Annotated in this window: 22 protein-coding genes, 1 tRNA gene and 1 pseudogene; 10 read left to right on the top strand and 14 right to left on the bottom strand. The window is 48.3% G+C overall.

What is annotated here, in order from left to right; all coding sequences use genetic code 11:
- Positions 1-2: 2 nt before the first annotated feature.
- Both XMG59_RS05210 and XMG59_RS05205 read left to right on the top strand, forming a co-directional pair.
- A complete protein-coding gene (locus tag XMG59_RS05210; RefSeq protein ID WP_173498320.1) occupies positions 3-674 on the top strand; it encodes a response regulator transcription factor in 672 nt (223 codons plus the stop codon).
- 1 nt (position 675) lies between these two features.
- Complete coding sequence (locus tag XMG59_RS05205; RefSeq protein ID WP_173498319.1) at positions 676-2,004, top strand: sensor histidine kinase; 1,329 nt, start codon at positions 676-678, stop codon at positions 2,002-2,004.
- Positions 2,005-2,088: 84 nt separating this feature from the next.
- Here the strand turns inward: XMG59_RS05205 and XMG59_RS05200 are convergent.
- Positions 2,089-2,165, bottom strand: a tRNA-Arg gene (locus XMG59_RS05200).
- A 242-nt stretch (positions 2,166-2,407) separates the two neighbouring features.
- Positions 2,408-3,442 (bottom strand): dihydroorotase, encoded by a 1,035-nt coding sequence (gene pyrC, locus XMG59_RS05195; protein ID WP_173498318.1) that lies wholly within the window; start codon positions 3,440-3,442, stop codon positions 2,408-2,410.
- Positions 3,443-3,607: 165 nt separating this feature from the next.
- Here pyrC and XMG59_RS05190 point away from each other — a divergent pair, with 165 nt between their 5' ends.
- The gene (locus XMG59_RS05190) at positions 3,608-3,823 is read left to right on the top strand and encodes a DUF2892 domain-containing protein (RefSeq protein WP_173495343.1); all 216 of its coding nucleotides are present in this window, start codon (positions 3,608-3,610) and stop codon (positions 3,821-3,823) included.
- A gap of 27 nt (positions 3,824-3,850) precedes the next feature.
- Here the strand turns inward: XMG59_RS05190 and XMG59_RS05185 are convergent, their stop codons facing one another.
- On the bottom strand, positions 3,851-4,729 hold the full coding sequence (locus tag XMG59_RS05185) for a DMT family transporter (protein ID WP_173498317.1): 879 nt from the start codon (positions 4,727-4,729) through the stop codon (positions 3,851-3,853).
- Entirely contained in the window at positions 4,716-5,111 is a 396-nt protein-coding gene (locus tag XMG59_RS05180) for a nucleoside-diphosphate sugar epimerase/dehydratase (RefSeq protein ID WP_173495341.1), read from the bottom strand. Before XMG59_RS05180 ends, XMG59_RS05185 begins: the two co-directional genes overlap by 14 nt.
- 102 nt (positions 5,112-5,213) lie before the next feature.
- Here XMG59_RS05180 and XMG59_RS05175 point away from each other — a divergent pair, with 102 nt between their 5' ends.
- A complete protein-coding gene (locus tag XMG59_RS05175) occupies positions 5,214-5,942 on the top strand; it encodes an AzlC family ABC transporter permease (protein WP_217363693.1) in 729 nt (242 codons plus the stop codon).
- Entirely contained in the window at positions 5,939-6,259 is a 321-nt protein-coding gene (locus XMG59_RS05170; RefSeq protein WP_173482611.1) for an AzlD domain-containing protein, read from the top strand. The genes XMG59_RS05175 and XMG59_RS05170 overlap by 4 nt, the downstream gene beginning before the upstream one ends.
- Here XMG59_RS05170 and XMG59_RS05165 read toward each other — a convergent pair.
- Both XMG59_RS05165 and XMG59_RS05160 read right to left on the bottom strand, forming a co-directional pair.
- Entirely contained in the window at positions 6,228-7,964 is a 1,737-nt protein-coding gene (locus tag XMG59_RS05165; RefSeq protein WP_173495340.1) for a diguanylate cyclase, read from the bottom strand. The two genes, XMG59_RS05170 and XMG59_RS05165, sit on opposite strands and share 32 nt — an antisense overlap.
- Positions 7,965-7,973: 9 nt before the next feature.
- A complete protein-coding gene (locus tag XMG59_RS05160; RefSeq protein ID WP_254443637.1) occupies positions 7,974-9,233 on the bottom strand; it encodes a PotD/PotF family extracellular solute-binding protein in 1,260 nt (419 codons plus the stop codon).
- 177 nt (positions 9,234-9,410) lie between these two features.
- On the opposite strand from XMG59_RS05160, the pseudogene XMG59_RS12035 reads away from it, so the two are divergent.
- The 4 genes and pseudogenes from XMG59_RS12035 to XMG59_RS05145 all read left to right on the top strand — a co-directional run.
- A pseudogene (locus XMG59_RS12035) lies at positions 9,411-9,827 on the top strand (ATP-dependent zinc protease); the annotation flags it as partial.
- 75 nt (positions 9,828-9,902) lie between these two features.
- Positions 9,903-10,796, top strand: coding sequence for a 30S ribosomal protein S6--L-glutamate ligase (gene rimK, locus XMG59_RS12030; protein ID WP_217362114.1), 894 nt, complete (start codon positions 9,903-9,905; stop codon positions 10,794-10,796).
- Positions 10,797-10,821: 25 nt separating this feature from the next.
- A complete protein-coding gene (locus XMG59_RS05150; RefSeq protein WP_173495339.1) occupies positions 10,822-13,281 on the top strand; it encodes a glycoside hydrolase family 3 protein in 2,460 nt (819 codons plus the stop codon).
- Positions 13,282-13,398: 117 nt separating this feature from the next.
- Positions 13,399-13,824 (top strand): rhodanese-like domain-containing protein, encoded by a 426-nt coding sequence (locus XMG59_RS05145; protein WP_173488778.1) that lies wholly within the window; start codon positions 13,399-13,401, stop codon positions 13,822-13,824.
- 69 nt (positions 13,825-13,893) lie between these two features.
- Here XMG59_RS05145 and XMG59_RS05140 read toward each other — a convergent pair whose 3' ends face one another.
- From XMG59_RS05140 to XMG59_RS05110, 7 genes are read right to left on the bottom strand one after another with little or no spacing between them, the layout of a single operon-like run.
- Positions 13,894-14,274 (bottom strand): rhodanese-like domain-containing protein, encoded by a 381-nt coding sequence (locus XMG59_RS05140; protein WP_173481928.1) that lies wholly within the window; start codon positions 14,272-14,274, stop codon positions 13,894-13,896.
- Positions 14,275-14,284: 10 nt separating this feature from the next.
- A complete protein-coding gene (locus tag XMG59_RS05135) occupies positions 14,285-14,977 on the bottom strand; it encodes a Crp/Fnr family transcriptional regulator (RefSeq protein WP_173481929.1) in 693 nt (230 codons plus the stop codon).
- A 17-nt stretch (positions 14,978-14,994) separates the two neighbouring features.
- Positions 14,995-15,660 (bottom strand): cytochrome c, encoded by a 666-nt coding sequence (locus tag XMG59_RS05130; protein WP_173481930.1) that lies wholly within the window; start codon positions 15,658-15,660, stop codon positions 14,995-14,997.
- Complete coding sequence (locus tag XMG59_RS05125) at positions 15,657-16,982, bottom strand: NAD(P)/FAD-dependent oxidoreductase (protein ID WP_217363692.1); 1,326 nt, start codon at positions 16,980-16,982, stop codon at positions 15,657-15,659. Before XMG59_RS05125 ends, XMG59_RS05130 begins: the two co-directional genes overlap by 4 nt.
- Entirely contained in the window at positions 16,979-17,281 is a 303-nt protein-coding gene (locus XMG59_RS05120) for a cytochrome C (RefSeq protein WP_173481931.1), read from the bottom strand. Before XMG59_RS05120 ends, XMG59_RS05125 begins: the two co-directional genes overlap by 4 nt.
- 10 nt (positions 17,282-17,291) lie before the next feature.
- Positions 17,292-18,515 carry a hypothetical protein gene (locus XMG59_RS05115; RefSeq protein ID WP_173481932.1) on the bottom strand — a complete coding sequence of 408 codons (1,224 nt, stop codon included), beginning with the start codon at positions 18,513-18,515 and terminating at the stop codon, positions 17,292-17,294.
- 11 nt (positions 18,516-18,526) lie between these two features.
- On the bottom strand, positions 18,527-19,921 hold the full coding sequence (locus XMG59_RS05110; protein WP_173481933.1) for a cytochrome ubiquinol oxidase subunit I: 1,395 nt from the start codon (positions 19,919-19,921) through the stop codon (positions 18,527-18,529).
- A 258-nt stretch (positions 19,922-20,179) separates the two neighbouring features.
- Between XMG59_RS05110 and XMG59_RS05105 the strand changes: the two genes are divergently transcribed.
- On the top strand, positions 20,180-21,391 hold the full coding sequence (locus tag XMG59_RS05105) for a hypothetical protein (protein WP_173482606.1): 1,212 nt from the start codon (positions 20,180-20,182) through the stop codon (positions 21,389-21,391).
- A 78-nt stretch (positions 21,392-21,469) separates the two neighbouring features.
- On the opposite strand, the gene XMG59_RS05100 is transcribed toward XMG59_RS05105, so the two are convergent.
- A complete protein-coding gene (locus tag XMG59_RS05100) occupies positions 21,470-22,522 on the bottom strand; it encodes a GTP-binding protein (protein ID WP_173481935.1) in 1,053 nt (350 codons plus the stop codon).
- Positions 22,523-22,524 lie beyond the last annotated feature (2 nt).

Raw genomic sequence — 22,524 nt, 5'->3', positions numbered from 1 at the left:
GCATGCGCCTTCTGCTTATCGAAGATGACATCGAACTCATTAACCAGTTGAGACCCCAACTGCAAAAGTCGGGTTTTGCCGTTGAAGTAGCTCAAGATGGGGTGGATGGCGAATTTCTTGCGCTAGAGGAGTCATTCGACGGCATTATTCTCGACCTGGGGTTGCCTAAACGCCCAGGAATTGAGGTGCTATCTAACCTGAGAGGTGCGGGTATTGATACCCCCATTGTGATTCTTACGGCTCGCGACTCCTGGCAAGAGAAGGTGGATGGTCTAAAGCACGGAGCCGATGACTACTTAACCAAACCTTTCTACTTTGAAGAGCTTCAAGCACGAATAGAAGCTGTGATGCGTCGCAAACAAGGGCGTGCGGACAATACATTGGTTTGTCAGGGCGTCACCTTAAACATAGATACCCAGCAAGCGAGGGATGCTTTAGGTCATAATATTGCATTAACTGGTAAAGAGTTTCGATTACTGCGATATCTGATAACTCATGCCGGTAAAATCATATCCAAGTCGGAACTGAGTGAGCATGTCTATGAAGAGGAGATGCTCAAAGATAGCAACGTGATCGAGGTCTACATCAACCGTCTTCGCCAATACTTTGGTAAAGATTTTATTGAGACTAAACGAGGCCAGGGCTACATCGTTCAGCGGGATAAGAGCAACTAATATGTCAAAGCAGGGATACTCTATAGAGTTTCAGCTCCAATCTCGCTTAACTAAACTTCTGCTGCTTCTTGCTGTTCTGCTGTTAGTGCCCTTACATCTAACTGTTCGCTCGTTTGTTGATGACATTATCGAACAACGCCTTGGTCATGATGCTGAGACAATTATCACAGCGTTGAGTGTCGATCAAAACAATCAGTGGCAATTGCAACAGGATCGAATTTCATCGATCTATCAGCGCGTCGAATCGGGCCATTACTTCAAGCTTCAGTCAGATCAGTTTCAGTCACTTTCCCGCTCTCTTTGGGATCGCGAGCTTAATGTCTCAATAGTGGCTCCTGGCATTGTTGATATTGCGGTGGTTATTAATGATGACCAGCGCTGGATGATTTTGACCCAAGGATTCAAAAAATCAGATGTCACTTTTACGCTTGCGGTTGCTGAGGATGTAACGGAGCTATATAACAATCAATGGCTATTAGAGCTGTTGCTCATTCTAATCATGGTGGTTGTTTTTGGGGTGGTCGTTTGGCTACAAAGGCGAATGGTTAAAGCAGCTTTTGCTAGTCTAGAGCCAGTTCGGCAAGCGATTGAGGCTGGTGACATCAGTTCATCGATTCAATTCCCGGATCAACTTCCTCGAGAGATAGCGCCTTTAGCCTCTGCGCTCAATCGATTATTGGCTCGCTCAGCAGCGCAAATAGAGAGATCACGCACAGGTTTAGGCAATCTAGCTCATGAGCTGAAGCGGCCTATTCAGAAGTTGCGCTGGCTCTCCTCTGAACTAGATTCAAATGGAAACTCTGCCAAGGCATTAGCCCTTAGTGAAGAGTTTCAGCATTTGATGGACCGCGAACTTCGACGAGCTCGTATTTCAGGAACACCAACGCCCGGCAAATTGTTTGCCCCTGACGCTGACTTGACCCCTATGGTTGAGCTCTTTAAACGAATTTACCCCAGTAAGGAGTTACACCTAAAACAACTGCCCAGATCTGAACTTCCCTATGATCGAGATGATATGCTCGAGCTTATCGGCAATTTGCTTGATAACGCTCTAAGGTATGCGACTACAAAAGCTGAGTTATCGATAACCTACTCACGTGAAAATCACCGTTGGATTCTTTTAATAGAGGATGATGGAACAGGGGTGTCGCAAGAGAATATGATTCGACTAACTCAACGAGGCGTTCGTTTAGACGAAGATTCTGCAGTGTCAGGTTCAGGCCTTGGTATCGCCATCAGTAAAGCGGTAGTAGAGAGCTATTCGGGTAATTTAAGCTTTAGTGACGGATTGCTTGGTGGGCTTGGCGTTAAAGTCGAATTACCCATTTAAACGGATTGGTTTTGCTTGGTGAAGGTAGAGATGGCGCGCCCGGGATTACTCGGTCAATCCTGACCTCGGCCTTTCAGGTAAAGATGGCGCGCCCGGAGGGATTCGAACCCCCGACCAACAGGATCGGAACCTGCTACTCTATCCAGCTGAGCTACGGGCGCGTTGAGTTGTTGAATTGTATAGTGCTATCCATCATCGGGATAGACTCGTTGAATCGCTTAAGCGATTCAACGCCCCTTCGGGCGCTTACAGCGGTCCAAATTCTTGCCACAATTTGTCGAACCCCCGACCAACAGGATCTGAAGCTGTTACTTTATCTAGCCGGCCGGCGCTCCGGTGAGCTACGGGCGCTTTATCTTGAGGCGTGAATCTTACTGATACCGCCTCGCTTTGCAAGTGAGTTCTAGCTTTTCAGCTTCCACTGAACCTCACTTCCGGCCATGAATGGGATGATGGGGCGGCCATTCGGTAGAGTGATGCTCTCTGGTAGTGTCCAGGACTCTTTTAACAGTGTGATGGTGCCGCTGTTTTCCGGTAGGCCGTAAAATTTAGGGCCGTGTAGGCTCGCAAAACCCTCTAGTTTGTTCAGTGCCCCTAACTCATCAAACACTTGGGTGTATAGCTCAATGGCTGCCCAAGCGCTGTAACAGCCTGCACAGCCACAGGCGGTCTCTTTTTTAGCCTGTTCATGAGGTGCTGAGTCAGTGCCTAAGAAGAACTTATCTGACCCTGATGCAACGACATCACGTAGCGCTTGCTGGTGAATGTTGCGCTTTAAGACAGGTAAACAGTAGTTGTGTGGGCGAATACCACCCACTAACAAGTCATTTCGGTTCAACATCAAATGTTGCGGTGTAATGGTGGCACCAATGTTACCGCCCGCTGCAAGCACAAACTCAGCTGCGTCTTTGGTGGTGATGTGCTCAAAGACAACTTTAAGCGTTGGGTACTTCTGAGTGATAGGGCCCATGCGTTGATCGATGAACTCTTTTTCGCGATCAAAAATATCAATATGCGAATCGGTGACCTCACCATGGACCAGTAAAAGCATGTTGTTCGCTTCCAGCGCAGCGAACACATCGGCTAAGCCATCGATGTTTGTTACCGCTGCATCCGAGTTGGTCGTAGCACCGGCAGGGTAAAGCTTAACGGCTTTAATACCCGCTTTTGCCGCTTCATTGATATCTTCAGCGGTGGTTCTGTCGGTAAGGTACAACGTCATTAAAGGCTCAAAGTTCGAACCCGCTGGTCGTGCAGCAAGGATGCGCTGTTTGTAGGCCTCTGCGTCAGCAGCGTTACGAACCGGTGGTGCAAGATTAGGCATGACAATCGCACGATCAAAACAGCGAGCGGTAGCTGCTACTGTCTCAGCAAGGATATCGCCATCACGAAAGTGAAGGTGCCAATCATCGGGTGTTTTGATGGTGATTTCGTTCATGGGATCGCCCACTCCTTAAAAATTTTCGATCTGAATATTTTACACGGTTTGGTTAGAGGTCGCTGTGCATTTTATAAATTAGTTGCTTGTTTAATTAGTAAAAACTAATATATCGATATTGGTTCTAGTTGAACCACTTAATTTCAACTTTGAGAGGGACGGAACATGTCTGTAGAACGTATGGTATTTGCCTTTGCTGGCTTTATGGTTTTGTTGAGCTTGGCACTCGGCGTAACGGCTAGCCCACTGTTTGTCAGTGAGTACTGGTTGTGGTTCACAGCCTTTGTTGGTGCGAACCTTTTCCAAACAGCCTTTACTGGGTTCTGCCCACTGGCCATTATCCTGAAGAAGCTAGGCGGTAAAGCGGGTACAGCGTTTTAAGTTCCGCTAAGTGATTGAAGAGCCGCTCTATTGAGCGGCTTTTTTGTTGCGTTCAAAACCTGCAATCAGTGACCCACCGACAATAGCCAGACAGGCCCAGGCAAGAGTCCAACTCGGTTCTGCTAATCCAAACAGAACCAACAGTACGACCGAGATCAACGGTGCTGAATAGGCTAGTACCCCCAGCAGTTGGATGTTGCCGTGCTTTACCCCGTAATCCCAAGTGAAAAAGGCGATGCCGACTGGCCCCAGGCCAAGGCCTATCACTCCTATCCATTGAATCAGGTTGGCCGGCATGACGGTCGTCTCCCAGGCAAGATGACAGATAAAGGCCAATACCGCTGTGGCACCACAGAACCAGCCGGCTGCATCGGTCGGTACATTAGCGGCCAAACGGCTGGTGACAGAAAAGCTAGACCAGATTAGAGCGCAGGCTAGGGCGATTAAATAGCCTGACGTGTATTGCGGTTCGAAGGCGTCACTGCCACCCCCAATCAATAACCAACAGCCCACTAGAGCTGATAGAGCGCCGACTAGATGCGCCCATCTAAAACGGTGGCCTGGAAGTAGGGTAGAGAATAGAACAATCAGTAGGGGCCAAAGGTAGGCTAATAGACTGACCTGCACAGCCGGTGCTTTCGACATCGCTAAAAAATAGCAGAAGTGGTAACCAAAATAGCCACTCACGCCTAGCAGCCAAACACGTTTTTTCTGCTTAGCATAGCGGACACCCCAGTGACCCTCTTTACGCCATTTGGTTAGCATCAGTAGAAATGCAATGGCGAAGGTCATCGACATTAATTGAAAGGGTGGGACCTGGTTGTCCGTTAATCGAGTTAACAGAGCCAAGGCACCCCAGAGCGCTATGGCTGAAAAACCAATCAGTGTCGCATTACTTTTGTTCATATGAGGCCAGCGTTGAAGAGATCGTATTAAGTTGTTCTTCCAAACTCAGGTTTGGGTCCATTTGGACAGTGGGTATGTTCATTGAACTAAGTTGCTGAATGCATTCATCAGGCAGCAGCTCAGCTCTTTGGTTGAATGTAACCACAGCTTGAACATCATGTCGTTGAGCCAGTGCTTCTATTTCGCTTGGGTATCGAAGAGGAGCTCCAAGCATCTCGGTTTTATGGCTCCATGGCTCATCATCGATAAAGGCTATTATTTTTCCACCTCTCTCAAGCAGTGCTTGGGCGAGTTGGTGTTCTACAAAATCGATACCCACGATAATGAAGCTTGAGCCTCGCCATTTTGAATTGCGAAATGCATTCAGGATTTTGTCGAGCACTTAGCTCCTCTTTTTACTTGTTGTCGCGTTGGCTAAAGATCACAATAGTGGACCTAACTGAAACGCTATTCTCACTTTTTCCGTCCCATAAGGAAACCTCTGTTGTTTGGTCGTAATAAGCTCTTTTGGCAAGGCGTTAGGCGTGGTTTTATCTCGTCGCTCCCTTTTTATATGGTCATGGTTCCATTTGGCACACTGTTTGGGCTTTTAGCCACAGAAGCAGGTTTAAATGTGCTTCAAGTGATGGGGTTTAGCTTTGCGGTATTAGCAGGCGCTGCGCAAATTACAGCCGTGACACTTATGGAGGAGAATGCCCCTACCGTCATTATTCTAGCCACCTCGCTTGCGGTGAACCTGAGGATGGGGATGTACTCAGCTGCCCTAGTGCCACTGATTGGGAAAGCGAAACTCTGGCAGAGAGTACTAGCAAGCTATTGGATTTTTGATCAGTCCTACGCCGTGACGGCTCTAGAGCACAATAAAAACCCCAAGCTTTCGTTGGATGAGCGGTTAGGTGTCTTTTTTGGGGTTGCGATTCCGGTCTCCTCTCTATGGTATCTCGGTACTTACCTTGGCGCGGTGGTGGGCAATCAAATTCCGTCCGAATTAGGGCTAGAATTTGCGGTCCCCGTCACATTTTTAGCCTTGGTTGCACCACTTTTAAGAAGTATTCCACACCTACTTGCAGCATTTACCTCAGTCCTGTTTACCTTGTTATTTGCAGATTTCCCATTCAGTTCGGGACTTTTGGTGGCCGGAGTCATGGCATTGGCGGTGGGCTATCTAACGGAAGTTTGGCTTGAAAAGCGCCGCTCTAAGGAGGCTGTATGATTCACTCTGATCTGTATGTTTGGATGATCATTGCGGGCTTAAGTCTAGGTAGCTTTGCGATTCGTTTCTCTTTCTTAGGGCTAATTGGTGATCGTCAACTTCCCAAACCGGTTGAGCGAGCTTTGGGTTATACATCGGTGGCTATTTTGCCGGGTATAGCTATGCCTATGGTGTTAAGTAGCAGCAGCGGGGAGTTAGAGCCGACTCGACTGATCGCAGCGTTTTTAACCCTGTTGGTTGGCGCTTGGACGCGAAGCCTGCTCTACTCATTGTTAGCAGGAATACTCAGCTACTCTCTTCTGATGGCGGTTTTGTAGAACAGATGCCTAATTGGTTTCGCCCGCTCTCTTTAGATCGATACAGCGCTTTGTCTGCCTGATTTAAGAGCTCTTCGCCACTCATTAATTCTGTATCAGGTGTCCAGGTGCAACAGCCCAAACTCACCGTGACACAGCCAATGGGTGATGCACGATGCGGAATGTTTTTCGATTCAATCTCTTTACGCAGCTTTTCAGCAAGCGCTTGCGCCGCTGGTGCAGGCGTGTCGAATAGAAGTGCAACAAACTCTTCGCCACCGTAACGAGCGACGGTATCAGTAGAGCGATGAAATACATGGCTCATGGCTTGGGTGACATGTTGAATACAGGTATCGCCCGCCTGATGGCCGTAGGTATCGTTGTACGCTTTGAAATAATCGATATCTAGGATAATAACCGATAGTGGAAGAGCGCTGCGTCGGGCACGATTAAAGTTTTCGACCAAGCTTGCATCGAGGAAGCGTCGGTTATAGATCTGTGTAAGCCCATCTTTTACCGATAGATCCTTTAATCGGTGATTCGCTTTCTCGAGCTCTTTGGTTCGTTGTTTGACCTTCTCATCGAGTTGCGAACTGAGCTCTTGGTATTTATCGAGCAGCTTCTGTGTGTTTTCGTTGGCTTCCCTAAATGCCTCTGCTGAAACAGCCAGGGCCGCTATCTCATCTTTAGAGTGGTAAGTTGGGATGGGTACTTTTCGCTCGCCATTGGATAGTCGATCAAAAATCTCCCTCAGTCTGGCAATGGGTCTCTCTATGCTTCTGCCGACGACCATGCCGATAATGATCGTCATCAAGATAAAGAGAATGCAGAGTGCAATTAGCTGCTGTGATAAAGAACTGACTATGCTTGAAGATTGTTCTTGTGTGCTGCTTAGGGCCTGCCTGAACTCTTGAGTTAATTTCTCAGAAAGATATTTAATTTCATAACTCTCGGCCGCCATGACAACATTAATTAAAAAGAGATAGTTTCGGGTGGTTTGAACACCCTCATTGAATGTTGAGTAACCGCGAGCCAATGAGTCACGGATGATATCTAAACGGGTGATTTGTGGGGGGTAGCTCTCTAGAATGTAGAGATCTTCAATCAACCCCATTACGTGTTGATAGTACTCATCCACCAGTTCCAGCTCGGCTGGGTTGAGTGACTCAAAATATTGCCCCATGTGTTTTTCGATGATTAATAGGTCTCGCCAAATATTGTTGCTAATCGCTAAAGAGCCGGCCGATATGGTCTGCTTTTGATAGGCTTCGATTAGAGCGCCCCAACTATTCGTGACACTGGGAAGTGTTGTCTTTACAAGCTGTTTTCGGCGCGATCGCTGAGTTTTAGCTGCCTTAAACGCCTTTTGAAAAGTATGAAGATGTGCATCCACTCGTTTTATGATCGGTTTGGCTGTTTCGCTCTCTAATGACGAGAGCGTTGATAGCTCGTACAGTGCAGATCGGTAGGCAATGTCGACAGAGTCGGCTGCTTGTGTCTGACCAACTCTTAAAAAGGTTTCAGCGCGGCTCTGCATCTCGGCTGCATGAAAACCTAATTGCGTTGCATGTTTTAAATTGCTCGATAGATCGTTTTGTTGATCAAACTGTTTGTTAAGGGTTGTGAGCCCGATAAAAGCAATAATCCCCAGCGCAAGGGTAATCAGCCCCATTAAAAAATAACCGGTGTAAATTCGAGTGGTAAAAGGAACTCTTTGAGCAGGCATTCAACTCCCCTAACTCAGCACAAATTCTTTCCATTTGGGCAGTGTATAGTCATAGGTGTCCATGACACTGTTCCAAACGGCAACATTGCTGAAGCGTTGTTCGTAGGATCCGCCCGTTCTTATGGAACCTTCCGCTACTGAAATCGAGCCATCTGTCCCTTTTAGCGATGTAGCGGCGGGTTTGCCCGCGTACCAATAGTCCCACTCCTCTGGGCTCATAAACTGTTTAGAGCGTTCTGGGTTGGAGATGTAATACCCCTGCCTTGCAATAAAGGCTCCTGGGTAACCCGATAACCACCAATTCATAAATTGGTAAGCTGCGTCCTCTTGCTCGCCCCGCGTTTGGCTGGAGAGACACATGACCCCATGCCATGCTCGATAGCCCTCTTTCGGCGCAGCGTAAATGCACGGGATCCCTTGCCCTTGGAGTGCAGAAGCACCGGGACTGAACATGCTCTCAATGATGACTTCGTTGTTCGCCATCAACTCAACGGAGTGGGGGACGGATGACCATACCCCCCTGAAATGGCCGCGTTTTTTGTAATCAATTGCGATCTCAAACAGCTGATCGATCTCACTGATACTCATGTTACCTATGTCATTAAAGGTCATAAGTCCTTTTGCTTGAGCGGCTAAGGCTAAATCAAATATGCCGATCGTGGGTTCGTTCACAATGGCGACCTTACCGGAATAGTTATCGTTTAAGAGCCAGCCCCAGCTCTCTGTGATGTAGGGTTCGCCAACATCAATGTAGCGTGAGTCATAGCCAAAGGAGTCGGTGTTGTGCACATAGGGTAGGAAACTAACGTTTTGGCTAGGCTCACGGCCTAAAGTTTTATCCTTCTGTACATAGAGAATACGGTGTGGTGCATCGCCGCGGCCGATCTTGGCGCCCTCCGAAATCTGACCGTTTTTCGAGAGGTTATTGATCTCATTCCAGTACTGAATTCGTTGTGTATCGATTGATTGAATCGCACCGGCATTCCATAGAACTCTTATGGAGTTTGACCACTGCTCATACAGATCAAATGAGGAGGGGTTGGTTGTTGCGCGCATGAGTACTTCAGCACTACCGCCTGGGTAGAACTGAATATTAATCCCGAGCTCTTTTTCGGCACGCAGACGTAGCTCTTCCTGCAGGGTAACGTGAGTTCCCATGACACGAATAGTCGGGCGAGCATTCTCTGCTTTTAAAATCGCAGGGAAGCCCCCAATTGCTGCAGGCAGTGCAATACCCGCAGCGTTTTTAATAAATTGCCTACGTCGCAATTTACAACTCCTGAATTCAGTAACTTAACTCTATCTCCTTCAATATAGACCTATTTTTTGAAAGTGGTATTAAATATGGCTAAAAAATATACAGATAAAGGCTGAGTATTTTTCACCAATCGTTGCTATAAAAAGCTACGTGATTGGGGATTTATGAGCTATGGTTCGCCCCATTAAATGGAGAACATTATGGACAAACTGATCGTTGGTTCTGAGGAGTGGTGTGGCCTTCCTCTATTGGGCCTGCCCGCTGTTAAAGCTCGTGTCGATTCGGGGGCAAAAACCTCATCACTGCATGCGTTTAACATTCGTAAATTCACTCGTAATCGAGACACTTGGGTCTCTTTCGAGATCCACCCTCTGCAAAAAAATGATGAGCTAGTTGTTCGTTGTGAAGCTCAGGTAGTTGATCGCCGTACTGTAAAGTCATCAAGCGGAACAGCCGAGAGACGTTACGTTGTAAAAACCAACATTACCTTGGCAGATCAAACGTTTGAGGCTGAGTTAACACTCACTAACCGTGATTCTATGGGTTATAGAATGTTGCTGGGTCGTGAAGCGATGTCAGGTCGCATGATCGTTGATCCTGAAGGTAGTTGTCTGCAGGGTGAGCGCACCATTACTGAGTGTAATCAGATGTACGGTGTGAACCCAACAGCTCGCACTGCTCTGAAAATTGGTGTGTTGGCTAGCAATCCGGATCTCTACTCAAACCGTCGTTTGATTGAGGCGGGTGAGGCGCGCGGACATGAGATGGTCTTCTTGAACATCAAACAGTGTTACATGAAGATGGATGCTGATAATCCAGAGGTTCACTACCGTGGTGGCGCTATCCTGAACGATTTTGATGCCATCATTCCTAGAATTAGACCTTCAATGACGTTTTATGGCTGTGCACTGGCTCGTCACTTTGAGAGTCTTGGCGTCTATGTTCAGAATACGGCAGAGGCGATCACAAGTTCGCGTGACAAACTCTTCTCGCTGCAACTGCTGCAGAAGTCGGGTTTGGATATTCCTACAACAGGCTTTGCCAATTCACCGATGGATACCAATGACCTCATTGAGATGGTCGGCGGTGCACCTTTGATCGTAAAGCTACTCGAAGGCTCGCAAGGTCGTGGAGTTGTGTTGGCCGAAACGGGTAAAGCAGCTGAGTCGGTAATCAACGCGTTTAAAGCGCTTCGAGCTAACTTGTTGGTACAAGAGTTTGTCAAAGAGGCGGATGGCAAAGATCTACGCTGTTTTGTCATTGACGGCAAAGTAGTCGCTTCGATTATGCGTACTGCGGCACCAGGCGAGTTCCGTGCAAACATACACCAAGGCGGTTCGGCCTCTTCGGTTCGCATTTCAGCAGAAGAGCGCAAGCTAGCGATTAAAGCGGCTAAAACCCTAGGTCTGAAGGTGGCGGGTGTTGATATCATCCGTTCTCGCAAAGGCCCTCTTCTATTGGAGGTTAACTCATCCCCAGGTTTAGAGGGTATTGAGGGGGCTTCCGGTAAGGATGTTGCGGGCGCTATGATCACCGCTATTGAGAAACGTTTTGCACGACGTTTAAAAGGGTAAAACCAATAAATAAAAGGGAGAGGTGATGGCTGACCGACAGACGGCTGAGGTACTGATTGATTCGATGAGTTTGAGAGAGCAAATCTCTCTACTGTCCGGTGAAGATGTTTGGTCAGTTAATGCTATCCCTAGACTAGGAATCCATAAGCTGCGTGTCACTGATGGACCTAATGGTGCACGTGGTGGTGGTTCTCTATTTGGCGGTGTGACGGCAGCCTGCTTCCCCGTTGGTATTGCCTTAGGCGCAACCTGGAACCGAGCCCTGCTTGCGAAGGTGGGTGGCGCTATTGCTGATGAAGTTAAATCTAAATCGGCACACGTGCTGCTTGGTCCGACCATCAATATTCAACGATCTGTGACTAATGGCCGTAACTTTGAGTGCTATTCAGAAGATCCTGAGCTAACCGCTGCACTGGCGGTCTCATACATCCGAGGGCTTCAAAGCGCAGGGGTTGCTGCCACACCCAAGCATTTCATCGGAAATGAATCTGAAATTGAGCGCACAACGGTCAGTTCCGATATTGATGAGCGCACACTGCGCGAGATCTACCTTCGCCCCTTTGAAGCTGCCATTAAAGAGGCGGGTACTTGGGCTATTATGGGCTCATACAACAAGATTAATGGTACCTATGCCGCCGAAAATCACTGGTTATTGACAGAAATTCTTCGCAACGAGTGGGGCTATGACGGCATTGTGATGTCCGATTGGTTTGGTTCTAGAACAACGGCACCAACCATTAATGCGGGTTTAGATTTAGAGATGCCAGGGCCAACCCGAGACCGCGGTGACACATTGCTCAACGCCGTGGATCGCGGTGAAGTGCCTGTTGAACAGGTTCGTCAGCTGGCCGTTAACATGGTTCAGTTGATGGAGCGTTGCGGTGCTATTAATGATGCTTCGCCGTTCAAAGAGATTGCCGATAATCGCCCTGAACACCAGCAGCTGATCAGACGTGCCGGTGTTGAGGCTAGTGTGCTGCTTAAGAACACTGGCTTGCTACCCCTGTCTACTGACCTAAAGAGCGTTGCGGTAATTGGGCCTAATGCCATCGAGGCTCAGATCATGGGCGGTGGCTCCTCGATGCTTAATCCCCACTATTCAGTTTCACCTATGCAGGGATTAACAAACCTTCTGGGTGGCGATGCTATTCATTATGCACAGGGGTGTACTAATCATCGCTGGGAGCCCCTGGTCAACCAAAAGATACGAGTCGATTACTTCGCTAATCGAGATCTTTCGGGTGAGGTGGTTTTCACTGAAGAGGTTGATGAGAGCCAGAGTTTCATTCTGCCCCCTGTTGCGAATGGACTGGTCGATCAACACGCATTTTCTCTGCGAGCGAGTGTTGATTATATAGCAACGGTGACGGGCGATTTTAATATTGGCCTTCACAGTGCAGGCCTTGCCAAGTTCTATGTGAATGGCGAGTTGGTGATCAATGTGTGGGATCACTGGCAGAAAGGTCGAACCTTCTTCGAGGAGGGATGTGATGAGGTCGTTGCCAGTTATCGATTCGAGGAAGGTAAAACCTATACCCTTGAGATGGAGTTTGCTACCAAGGATACGGACAATCTCGACCTTGCCGCTTGGCGCTTTGGTCTATCAAAACCCTTAGGGGATGAGGCAATACAAGCTGCGGTAGAACTAGCAAAAAGTGCCGAAGTAGCCATCCTGTTTGTTGGTCGATCCGGTCAATGGGATACGGAAGGAAGTGACCTTGAAGGCATTAAACTCCCTAGACGTCAGGATGAGTTGGTCGCAGCCGTGGCCAGTGCTAACCCTAACACCCTAGTGGTATTGCAAACGGGTGGACCGGTTGAAATGCCTTGGGTAGATCAAGTATCTGGCATATTGCAGGCTTGGTACCCAGGACAGGAGTGTGGCAATGCGATTGCCGATGTTTTATTCGGCAAACAAGATCCCTCCGGCCGTTTGCCTCAGACCTTCCCAGTCAAGTTGGAAGATAATCCTACCTACACCGATGACCCACTGGTCTACCCTGGACGAGACGGCCATGTGCTTTATCGTGAAGGCGTGTTTATCGGCTATCGTCACTATCAGGCCAACAAGATTGAGCCGCTATTCCCCTTCGGATTTGGCCTCAGTTACAGTGATTACCAACTCGAAAATCTAAGTTGTCGAAAGGTGGCTAATGATTATGTCGAACTGAAGGTGAGTGTTAACAATATTGGTCAGCGACAGGGTCAGACCGTTGTTCAGATTTACTGTGGTGAAGTTAACTCTGACATTGAACGTCCAGAACTCGAGTTGGCCGACTTTGAGAAGCTGGAACTGAAAGCTGGAGAGAGTGCTGATCTAACATTTCATCTACCTCTTCGTCGTTTTGCATACTTTGATATCAAAACAGGTATGTGGACGGTTGCGGAAGGTGACTATCGAGTGCGGGCTAGTTTCCATGCCAAGGACCCAGGTTGTGAAGCGGTGATTAATTTGTCAGCCAAGACGCTCTGTCCATCAGCCTGATGCACTAACGTTATAGAGAGACTTTTATTTGTGGCAAAAGAGTCTAAATGAATCACTGAGTTTTACAGGTTGTGTCGTTACAATGCAGCCAATTGATAATTTTAAGAGTAGGGTTTAATGATGCGTGCCTTAATGACCTCGTTGGTTACGATTTTATTCACATTTAATATGTCTGCTGCGGTTGCCAACGAAGAGGCGATTGAAGCGATGAACGACTACATGGCTTTTCAAGAGTATGAGTCGGGTATTATGGTCCCTCAGCAGATTGATCAAGTCGTATTTGAAGCATCAACCTTTATCGATACTCGTGATGCAGAGCAGTTCGCAGAAGCGACTATTCCGGGTGCGATCAACATTGAGTGGCGCCAGGTATTGGATCGCATCGACGAGATTCCAGAGACTGGCAAGGTGATTCTGTTCTGTAATACAGGTTCTCTCTCAGCACAGGCTACTTTTGCACTGCGTGTCGCGGGACGAGAAAATGTTGTGGTTCTGCAGTCTGGTTTTATTGGCTGGCAACAAAACGCCGCCTATAAACCCTAGTCAGTAAATCAAAAATAAAAACGGCGCTTTTGAACGCCGTTTTTGATTCTTAGGGTGTGGCTCTTGTGATTAACCGAACTCAGGCAAGTTCTGGGTCACAACCGGCTTACCTGCCTCTACCCATCCGTCGTAACCGCCGGCAATGGATGTGACATTCAGGTAGCCCATCTCGGCAAGAGATGCAGCGGCAAGAGCAGCACGACCACTGGTCTTACAGTAGATCACGATGTTGGTGTCACGCGACTCTAGAGCCGGCATGCCACCGATTTTAAACTCGAGAAGACCACGCGGAATATTGATAGCACCACTTAGATGGCCCTGTTCATATTCGGCCGGTTCACGCACATCAATAACGATCTCAGCGTCGTGAATGGCACCATCGGCATCTGCAACGCTGACCTCTTTAATGGTCGCCTTTGCGGCCATGACTAGATCTTGTGCTGTCTTCATTGGAACTCCTTTAGCTGTTCGCTATTTCCTGCAGAGCATCTCTGTCAGATATCGTTAACAAGTTCTTTGATTCGCTAATAATGCCTTGGCGTTTCCACTCCGCGGTATGGCGTGAAATGGTCTCGATGGTTAAGCCGAGATACTGAGCGAGATCTCTTCGACTGATCGGGAAGCTGACCGCTTCTGCAGTCTCACCCACCCATTGAAGCAGGAACCAAGCCAAACGAGGTTTGGATTTGAGTAGACCTACCTGGGTTAGGTGATCTTCTGTTTTCATCACCTGCTGCAGTGCACGTTCAATAATGGCTTGGTTGATGGCGCCACTCTGATCACGCAGGTGGTTCAACTTCTCAACCGAAAGCTGGCAGAGCTCGATCGGTTCCAGCGCCTCGGCTGTGTGCATATAGGTGCCACTGCTGATCAGCTTTTCATAGCCAAAGAGATCGCCAGGACGAACTAAGCGAACAATCTGAGCATTGCCCTCATTGTTGAATTTAGTCAGTTTGATATGGCCGGCTCGAAGAGTGTAGATCAGTCCGAGACTCTCGCCCTCATTGTAGATAATGTCGCCCGTCTCAAATTTAATGACACGCGTCTGAAAATCTTCAATCAGCGAAAGCTCGGACTCTTTTAGACATCCAAACAGACTCGACGGCCTAATCGGGCAGGTTAAACAGTGCCCTTGACCAACCAGTGTTCCCATACTCAACGCTCTTATAGTTAATTAGTTCCACTATAATAGTTGGCTAATGAGTCAATTTCACTACTTGTGAGTCTTTGACTTGCTTGTCGCATGACAGAATAGAGATCAGAGTCACGATCACCACTGCGATACATCTCTAACGCACGCTTCAAAGTCTCGGCAGTTTGGCCCGCAATAGCAGGGGTTCCCTTAATACCACCTTGGCCACTTAGACCATGACAAGAGGCACAGGCAGTAATCAGTCGATCTTTATCACCCTCGGTTACCAGTGCCGGTGCTGACTGTTGCGCTAGGGTCGGTGCTGGTAGCGATGCGTAGTAGGCTGCAACATCTGACATATCCTGTTCTGACATTAGGTCAGCGACGGCCGTCATGATGTTAGCTCGGTTATCCTCGCTTCGCGCGCCGGACTGATAGTCCAACAGCATCTTGTAAGTGTAGCTCTCCAGCTGTCCTGCAACGGCTGGCCAACGGTTAGTCGGTGGTAGCCCCTCTTTACCGTGACAGGAGCTGCACATCATAGAGTCATTCAGCGCCTTACCACGAGATATATCACCAGTAGGTCTTGAGCTTGTTGCCAAGCGAAGCGAATGAGAAGTCCACTCAGTTGCTTGTGTGACCTGATCTGATGCATAACTTGTTGTGGCTGCTAAAAGAAGGCCTGAAAGTATTAACTTTTTCATGCGAAAGAGTCCTCCGTGAAGGATTTCATCCATGCTTGCTGGTAAACAGCAGCAAGACGATGTTTTGTCTCACTGACATCCAGTGTTTGGAAACCAGGTCTCGGCAGGTTAGCTATCTTTCCATCACGCATTCCGTAGACGCCGATTACCATGAATCCATAATCTTTACCGGCTAGTGCGTAACAGGTGTTTTCCCAAGAGGGCTCCTCAACTGGACGCCCTGCAAATAGATTGATGATGGCATACGCTGCGACTTTGGCCTCATTGTTGGCTGCAAAGCCAGATTTAGGGAGAGGGCTAGCGGATGCTGAATCCCCTAGCACGTGGATATTGGCCACTAGCTTAGATTCAAAAGTATAAGGGTCTACGGGGCACCATCCTGATTGATCGGTTAGTCCGAAAGTTGTGGCAATCTTGCCCGCTTTCATCGGCGGCACAACATTGATGACATCAGCTTTAATGAAGCCTTGCTCTGTTTCAACTTGCATCTTTGCTGCGTCAATCGACAGTGGTCGACCACCGTCAACTTCACGAATCCAATCGATCATGCCAGCTTCACTGTGCTGTTTGAGTGTTGGCATACCCGCTTGAAGATCTTCAGGGACGTTGTAACCATACATTCGGTTCCAGCCCAGACGCATGTCAGGGCCCGTTACGAAATCATTTTTTGGATCGGTAATGATTACTTTTCCGGTTGGATTGTATTTCTGCATCCACTCTGCAACCAGCGCGCCTCGCTCATATGGCCCAGGTGGACAACGATAAGGGTTAGGCGGAGCTACGATCAGAAAGGTGCCACCCTGACGCATGTTTTTGATCTGGTCACGTAACAGAGCAGTCTGTGATCCCGGAATCCAGCCAGAAGGTGCTTTAGTCTCTGCTATCTCCCGAGAATAGCCGTCTAGGCGCTCGTACAGCAGCTCTATACCAGGTGAGACAACTAAACGATCATATGGGAAGTTTGCTCCCGAAGCGGTTGTGACAATGCGTTTATCGGCATCCAGTCCAACTGCTTTATCGATCACAACGTTGACGCCGTATTTGATTCTTAAAGCATCATAGCTGACCTCGAGATCAGACATATCAATGTGTCCATTGAGCACTTCAGAGGATCCGTACGGGCGAATGTAAATTGGATTTTGCTCAATTATGGTGACCTCAATTTGAGGTGCCTTCATCTTCATATATTTAGCGAAGGTTGCACCGCCGACACCGCCACCAATAACGACAACTTTACCGGTTGCAGCGTGCGCATTTAGTGGCAGCAGACCTGCTGCACCAGCAGTCAAAGCCATGCCAAGGAAGTCTCTACGTGAAATCATTGTTCACCTCCAACTTCAAGTGATTCAAAGTATTTACCCATTGCTGCGATCTCATCGTCACTGTATGCAAGAGCAAGACCTCTCATCAGAGTAGAGTCGCGTTCACCTGTCCGGAAATCCAACATGGTTTTAACAAAGGTCTCGGCACTCATTCCTGCTAACGGCATGAACGCTGAATTTTCAACCTGTCCATTGGTGCCGTGGCACACAGCGCAGGGGTTCGCCATAATTTCCGCTCGCTCATCGGCAAAAGCTGAAGTGGATAGGAGTAGGGCGCTTAAAATCATTACTTTTTTCATCGTCATCTCCTTACTGTGCCCATACCCAGAATCCGACGGCAAAGTAGTGCACGATCCAGATTAAGATGATGTAAATGGTCCAGTTACCCAGGCGAGAGATAGCCACAGATGGTGTGTAGGTGCCTTCTGTTTGTCCCGCCTGCCATGCAACCGTGATTAGGTAGGTGCAGGCCATGCCACCGACAACTGCGAAAGTCGCGAAGAACAGAATGGTGCTGTACCAATCCATGTTAATTGGGTAGTCCATTGGGTTGTAGCCAGACTCAACGACTAGGGCAACCCAGCGAATGATTTCACGATCAACCGCGACCAGTGCGATCACTACAAAGGCGACCGCTACTAACCAGTAGGCGGTGTAGCCGTTGTTAATTTTGCTGCCAAACAGAGTCGGCACCATCGCTAAAGCGATCAATGCTAGGGCTGTGATGTAGAGCATCGGGTTGGTTAAAAACTCAATTTGGTTCTCTGGCAGGCTAACCATCCAGATTGCACCAATAAGAATCGATACCACAGAGCCTTGAGCAAGCAGTTTACGCGCCAGATTATGAACAAACTCAAGGTAACCCGAGTCGCTACCAGGACGAACGCTGATGTAGTGGCGGTAGCCGTAAAGCCATGCGCCGGTTACCGGTGCTGCTAGAGCAATCATAAAGATGAAACGCGCCCAGTTGATTGAGTGAAGCTGAGTACCGCTGGCATCGATCTGCCCCTGCGGTGCATACCACTCCATCCACTGATCAGGGGAGAGCATCTGGTTGGTTAGGGTGTGCATAATCAGACCCACAACAATGAACAGTGCGAGCGATAGAATCATGCTGCCAGGACATTTCGTCTTATTCTGCGTCAGATCTTCATTTTTAAAGTAGAAGAGGTAGATCAACAGATAAGCGACTGACAGTATGATAATGAATCCAATAACCCACCAAGCGGACAGCACATTAGAGGTGTACCAGAAAGGATCATAGATCACCTGCACAAACAGTAGTGGCGCAACGCCGATAACCACAGCAACCGACACCGCAATTTTTGCGGTCGATAGCATGGCATTAGCAAGCTGACGCCAGTAACTGTCTTGGCTTAATGCACCACGAATAGTCAGCGCTGCACCGCCCAACATAACGTGAACCGCAAACATATGAAGTGCAAAGGTGACGACACCTAACACTAAAAATAGAATCGGATGTGAGGGAACCCCGGCCACATCACGAAGTGCGTATAAAGAGTCTACATTCATCGTGATACTCCTTAGTGAGACTGAGACACAGTGATCGGATTACCCTGATCAGCCGCGACAGCAATAGATTGATCTTTCAACTGACGAATAAAGCTAGCCAAGGCCACTGCTTCATCTTGTTGAAGTGGAATTTGTGGCATGTAGAGCGTTGTACCACTCGACAGTGCAGCTCTTAGGTAGGCCGCAATATCCGACTCGCTTGAGTCGTCACCAAAGTAATTTGCCAGTGGGCGAATCCCTGTATCGGTCAGTGAGTGACAGTTTGAACAGGTGTTCAACGCCAGAGCTTGACCAACCGCCTCTTTATTAGAATCAGTCACCGTGCGAAGCTCTTCGGGAAGGAAGATTAGAGCGTTAGTGAAGCCATGCTCTTCAATGGTCGGGATCTCACTGTGAATACCAAGCCCCGGAACATCACGACCAATAACCTGGTTAGAGTAGACGTATCCACCTGCAACATAAGGCTTACGAATCGACTCACGCGCAACCTCTTCTGGCCAAAGTCCGAACACCAAAATGACGACCGTCATGACGCCCGCAATGGCTGGTTTTAGCAGCTTTGGTGCGGCCAGAGTGGCTGCGAAGTAGGCCATGATGCCGCCCATTACAGAGATTAGAGCGGGTGTGAAGTACTCCGGTAGACGATTCTCCATCACCAATTCAGCGGTCGCTGGAATCGTTGATAGGTACCATTTGAATAGACCAAGACCGGCTGCAGTCGCAACCAAACCTAGAATCGCCAGACGACGAACCATCTCTTTGCGGAAATCGATATCTTTAATTGAAGAGGCAACAATGCCTCCGACTACCGCTGTCATGGTGAACATAAACGCCGTTCGCATAGCCAATTGCGCAAAGGTGTTGGCGCCATAGAAACCGTTCAAGTAACCGCCTTCGGTGTACCAGTTTTCATTACCAGGCATCAGCATGAACGACAGAATACCGATAATGATTAGCATGGTGGTGTAAGAGGCTAGGCCAAAGATGATACTGATGCGCAGGTGTGTTTTCTGATCCACCTTATTCACCAAGTAGACGATCATGTAGACACCGATGACCTCGATGACAAAGAAGACCCACTCGGTTGCCCACTTCCAGACAAAGCTATGAATCAGTGCAGAGATACCACGCGGACTGCCGACCGTAGTTGAGAACCAGATGCCTGGTCCGGTAATCGAACCTAAGACATAAGAGAAGACCAAAAGAAACAGGCCGTAACGACGAATGTAGTCGAGAAGCTCTGGGCGGTTCTTACGGTAAGCGACCACCGCAAGGTAAGAGAAGACCAGTGCTGCACCCACAGATGTGTGTGAAAACAGAACGTGTATGGTCGCAATGATACCGATGATCCAACCTGAACCGAGTGTCGGCTCAAACCAGACTGGATAGAGTCCTAGCATCTCCATTGAATAATTCCCCTTGAAGACGATACGTTTTGGGGAGTACCTCCCCGCTCAATGGTCGAGTCATCTCGACCAGCTTGGCGAGCAGTATCTATTCATGCAGTGATCGTCGCATTGAGAATCCGCAACCGGATTTATAGGCTTTTGCGATAAATCAAAAGGGGATAATTAATATTCATATTAGACGTTTCTAATATATTTGAATTCTATTATATTAGAAAAATCTAATACATTATGGTTTAACTAATTAGGAGATCTCCCATGTTTAGAAGAGACTCAACTCAGCCTTGGCATCCTAGCTTTTTCTTAGCTGCACTTGGCGCTGGCGGTATGTCAGTGGCATTTTTTATGTACCTAATGTGGATGGTTCCGCATAAGGGTTACCCTATGCCAACTTGGGACCACTGGACGAGTGCCTGGAGTGCTGACATTGCCAGTGGTATTCCAATGCCATTGATTATCGGTTTTGCTATTGCCGGTGTCGTTATTTTTGGCTTGTTGCACATTGCGCTGTTGGTTTGGAATATTCGCGAATACAACGCAGTTAAAGGCACTGACGCCCACGAGAGGATTTTGAACTCACCAGCTGAAGTTCAAATGATGGCCTTGCCTCTGACCTTCTCCATGACAGTGAACGTGATGTTTGTATCGGGTGCGCTATTTGTTCCGGGTCTATGGACGATTATTGAGTGGATGTTCCCCGGCGCGCTGATCGCCTTTTTGATCATCGGTTACTACGCGCTAAAAATGTACGGACGTTACTTGGGTCGCATGTTGACGCAGGGGGGTTACCGCAGTGAAGAGCACAACCACCTTTCACCTTTGATGGCGGCCTTTACCTTTTCGATGCTATCGGTCGGCTTTGCGGCGCCTGCAGCGATGTCACACATTCCCGCTGTTATTACAATTGCCGCGGTGTTCTCTTACCTGTTCTTAATCGCCGCAGTGTTGGTTGTTCTGGTCGTTTTGGTGTCGGGCGTCAATGCGATGATGCAGCATGGTCTACAAGAGCAAGCGACGCCAAGTCTTTGGATGTTGGTACCGATTGTGACACTGCTCGGTATTGAGTGGTTACGTATGGAACATGGCATTGCTCACCTAACCGGTGGTGCATTGGATGCTGGCGATAACTTCCAAATGATGACGTTGATGGTTGCCCTGCAAGCCGTGATCTTGATGGTTGGGTACCGTGTCATGAAGTTGAATGGTTACCTAGACAAGTATCTGCACGGAGGTGAGCACAGCCCAGTTGCCTTTGGTCTGGTCTGCCCAGGTGTTGCCTTCTTTGTGCTGAACCTTTTCTGGTGGCACGTTGCGATTGTCGGCAACGGCATTGTCGCTAAGTTTGGCTTAGTCTACTGGTTGGGTATCGGGGTTATGTTCTTGATTCAGGCCGCGACGATTTATGCGATTGTCCGCCTTACAAACAACATGCTTCGCCACCCAGAGTTAGTGGTAGAACCTGCAGTATAAACAGTAGGAGCGATCTCGAAGAGGTCGCGATTAACTGAAAAACCCCATGAAATGTCGTTATTTCATGGGGTTTTTACTTTACGGCTCCGCAATATCAATCAGCTCCTTAAACGTGTTCTCGATAAACTCTTTGCTGACGTTTTGCGTGATAAACACTAATCGTGTTCGCTGATCATCGTTTGGCCAGGCTGGTAGAGGAACGGGTGGGTGAAACAGTTGCTGTACCCCATGAATGACTAGGGGTTCTGCAACGCCTTCAATATTTAGTAGGCCTTTGATACGTAGGATGTTGCTGCCGACTAGACTCATTAATAACTGCATCCAATCTTGAAGCGCTTCTTTGCTAATCGGCTTTTCAACGGTCAGGCAGAAGGATTCGATGTTGTCACCATGACGTTTGGCATGATCATGATCGCAGCCATGCTGATGGCAATCATGGTCATGGTGGTGATCATGTTGTTCAGAATAAGCCTCCTCTTTTAACCAGGCCTCTACATCGGTTAGTTTGCCCTCAGTAGTGAACAATCCTAGGTTGAGCAGCTGATTAGGGTCTGCTTTACCGCTGGCCACCTCAAGCTTACGCGCACTGGGATTGATTTGGGTAAGTCGGCTGATTAACGCCTCTTTTGCCACTTTATCGGTCATATCCCCTTTGGTGAGTAGCAGCAGGTCTGCCAAAGCAGCCTGTTTTACGGACTCTTTATGCTGATCTAAGGTGTGTGACCCCGTAGCCAGATCGACCGTCGTGACAACACCATCTAATTGATAGGCTTCAGCAATCCAGCGATCGGTCATCAGAGTGTGAATGATGGGAGCAGGGTCTGCCAACCCAGTTGTCTCAATGATGATGCGCTTGAATTGTCGACCCTCAGGCTCTGAAATTTGTGCGGTTACTTCGTGAAGCGTGTTGACCAGATCACCCCGCACGGTGCAACACATGCACCCGCTGTCCATCTCCATCAAGACATTCTCGTTGCTCTCAGCCACCAACAGATGATCCAAGGCGATTTCACCAAACTCATTAATGATAACCAGAGTATCTGATAGTTCAGGCTGATTAATTAAGTAATTCAGTAGTGTGGTTTTTCCACTGCCTAAAAAGCCTGTGAGGAGTGTAATAGGGGTTTTCATAA

Source organism: Marinobacterium sp. xm-g-59 (assembly GCF_013283315.1).
Classification (GTDB): Bacteria; Pseudomonadota; Gammaproteobacteria; order Pseudomonadales; family Balneatricaceae; genus Marinobacterium_E.
This window is presented reverse-complemented; position numbering and strand designations above follow the sequence as displayed.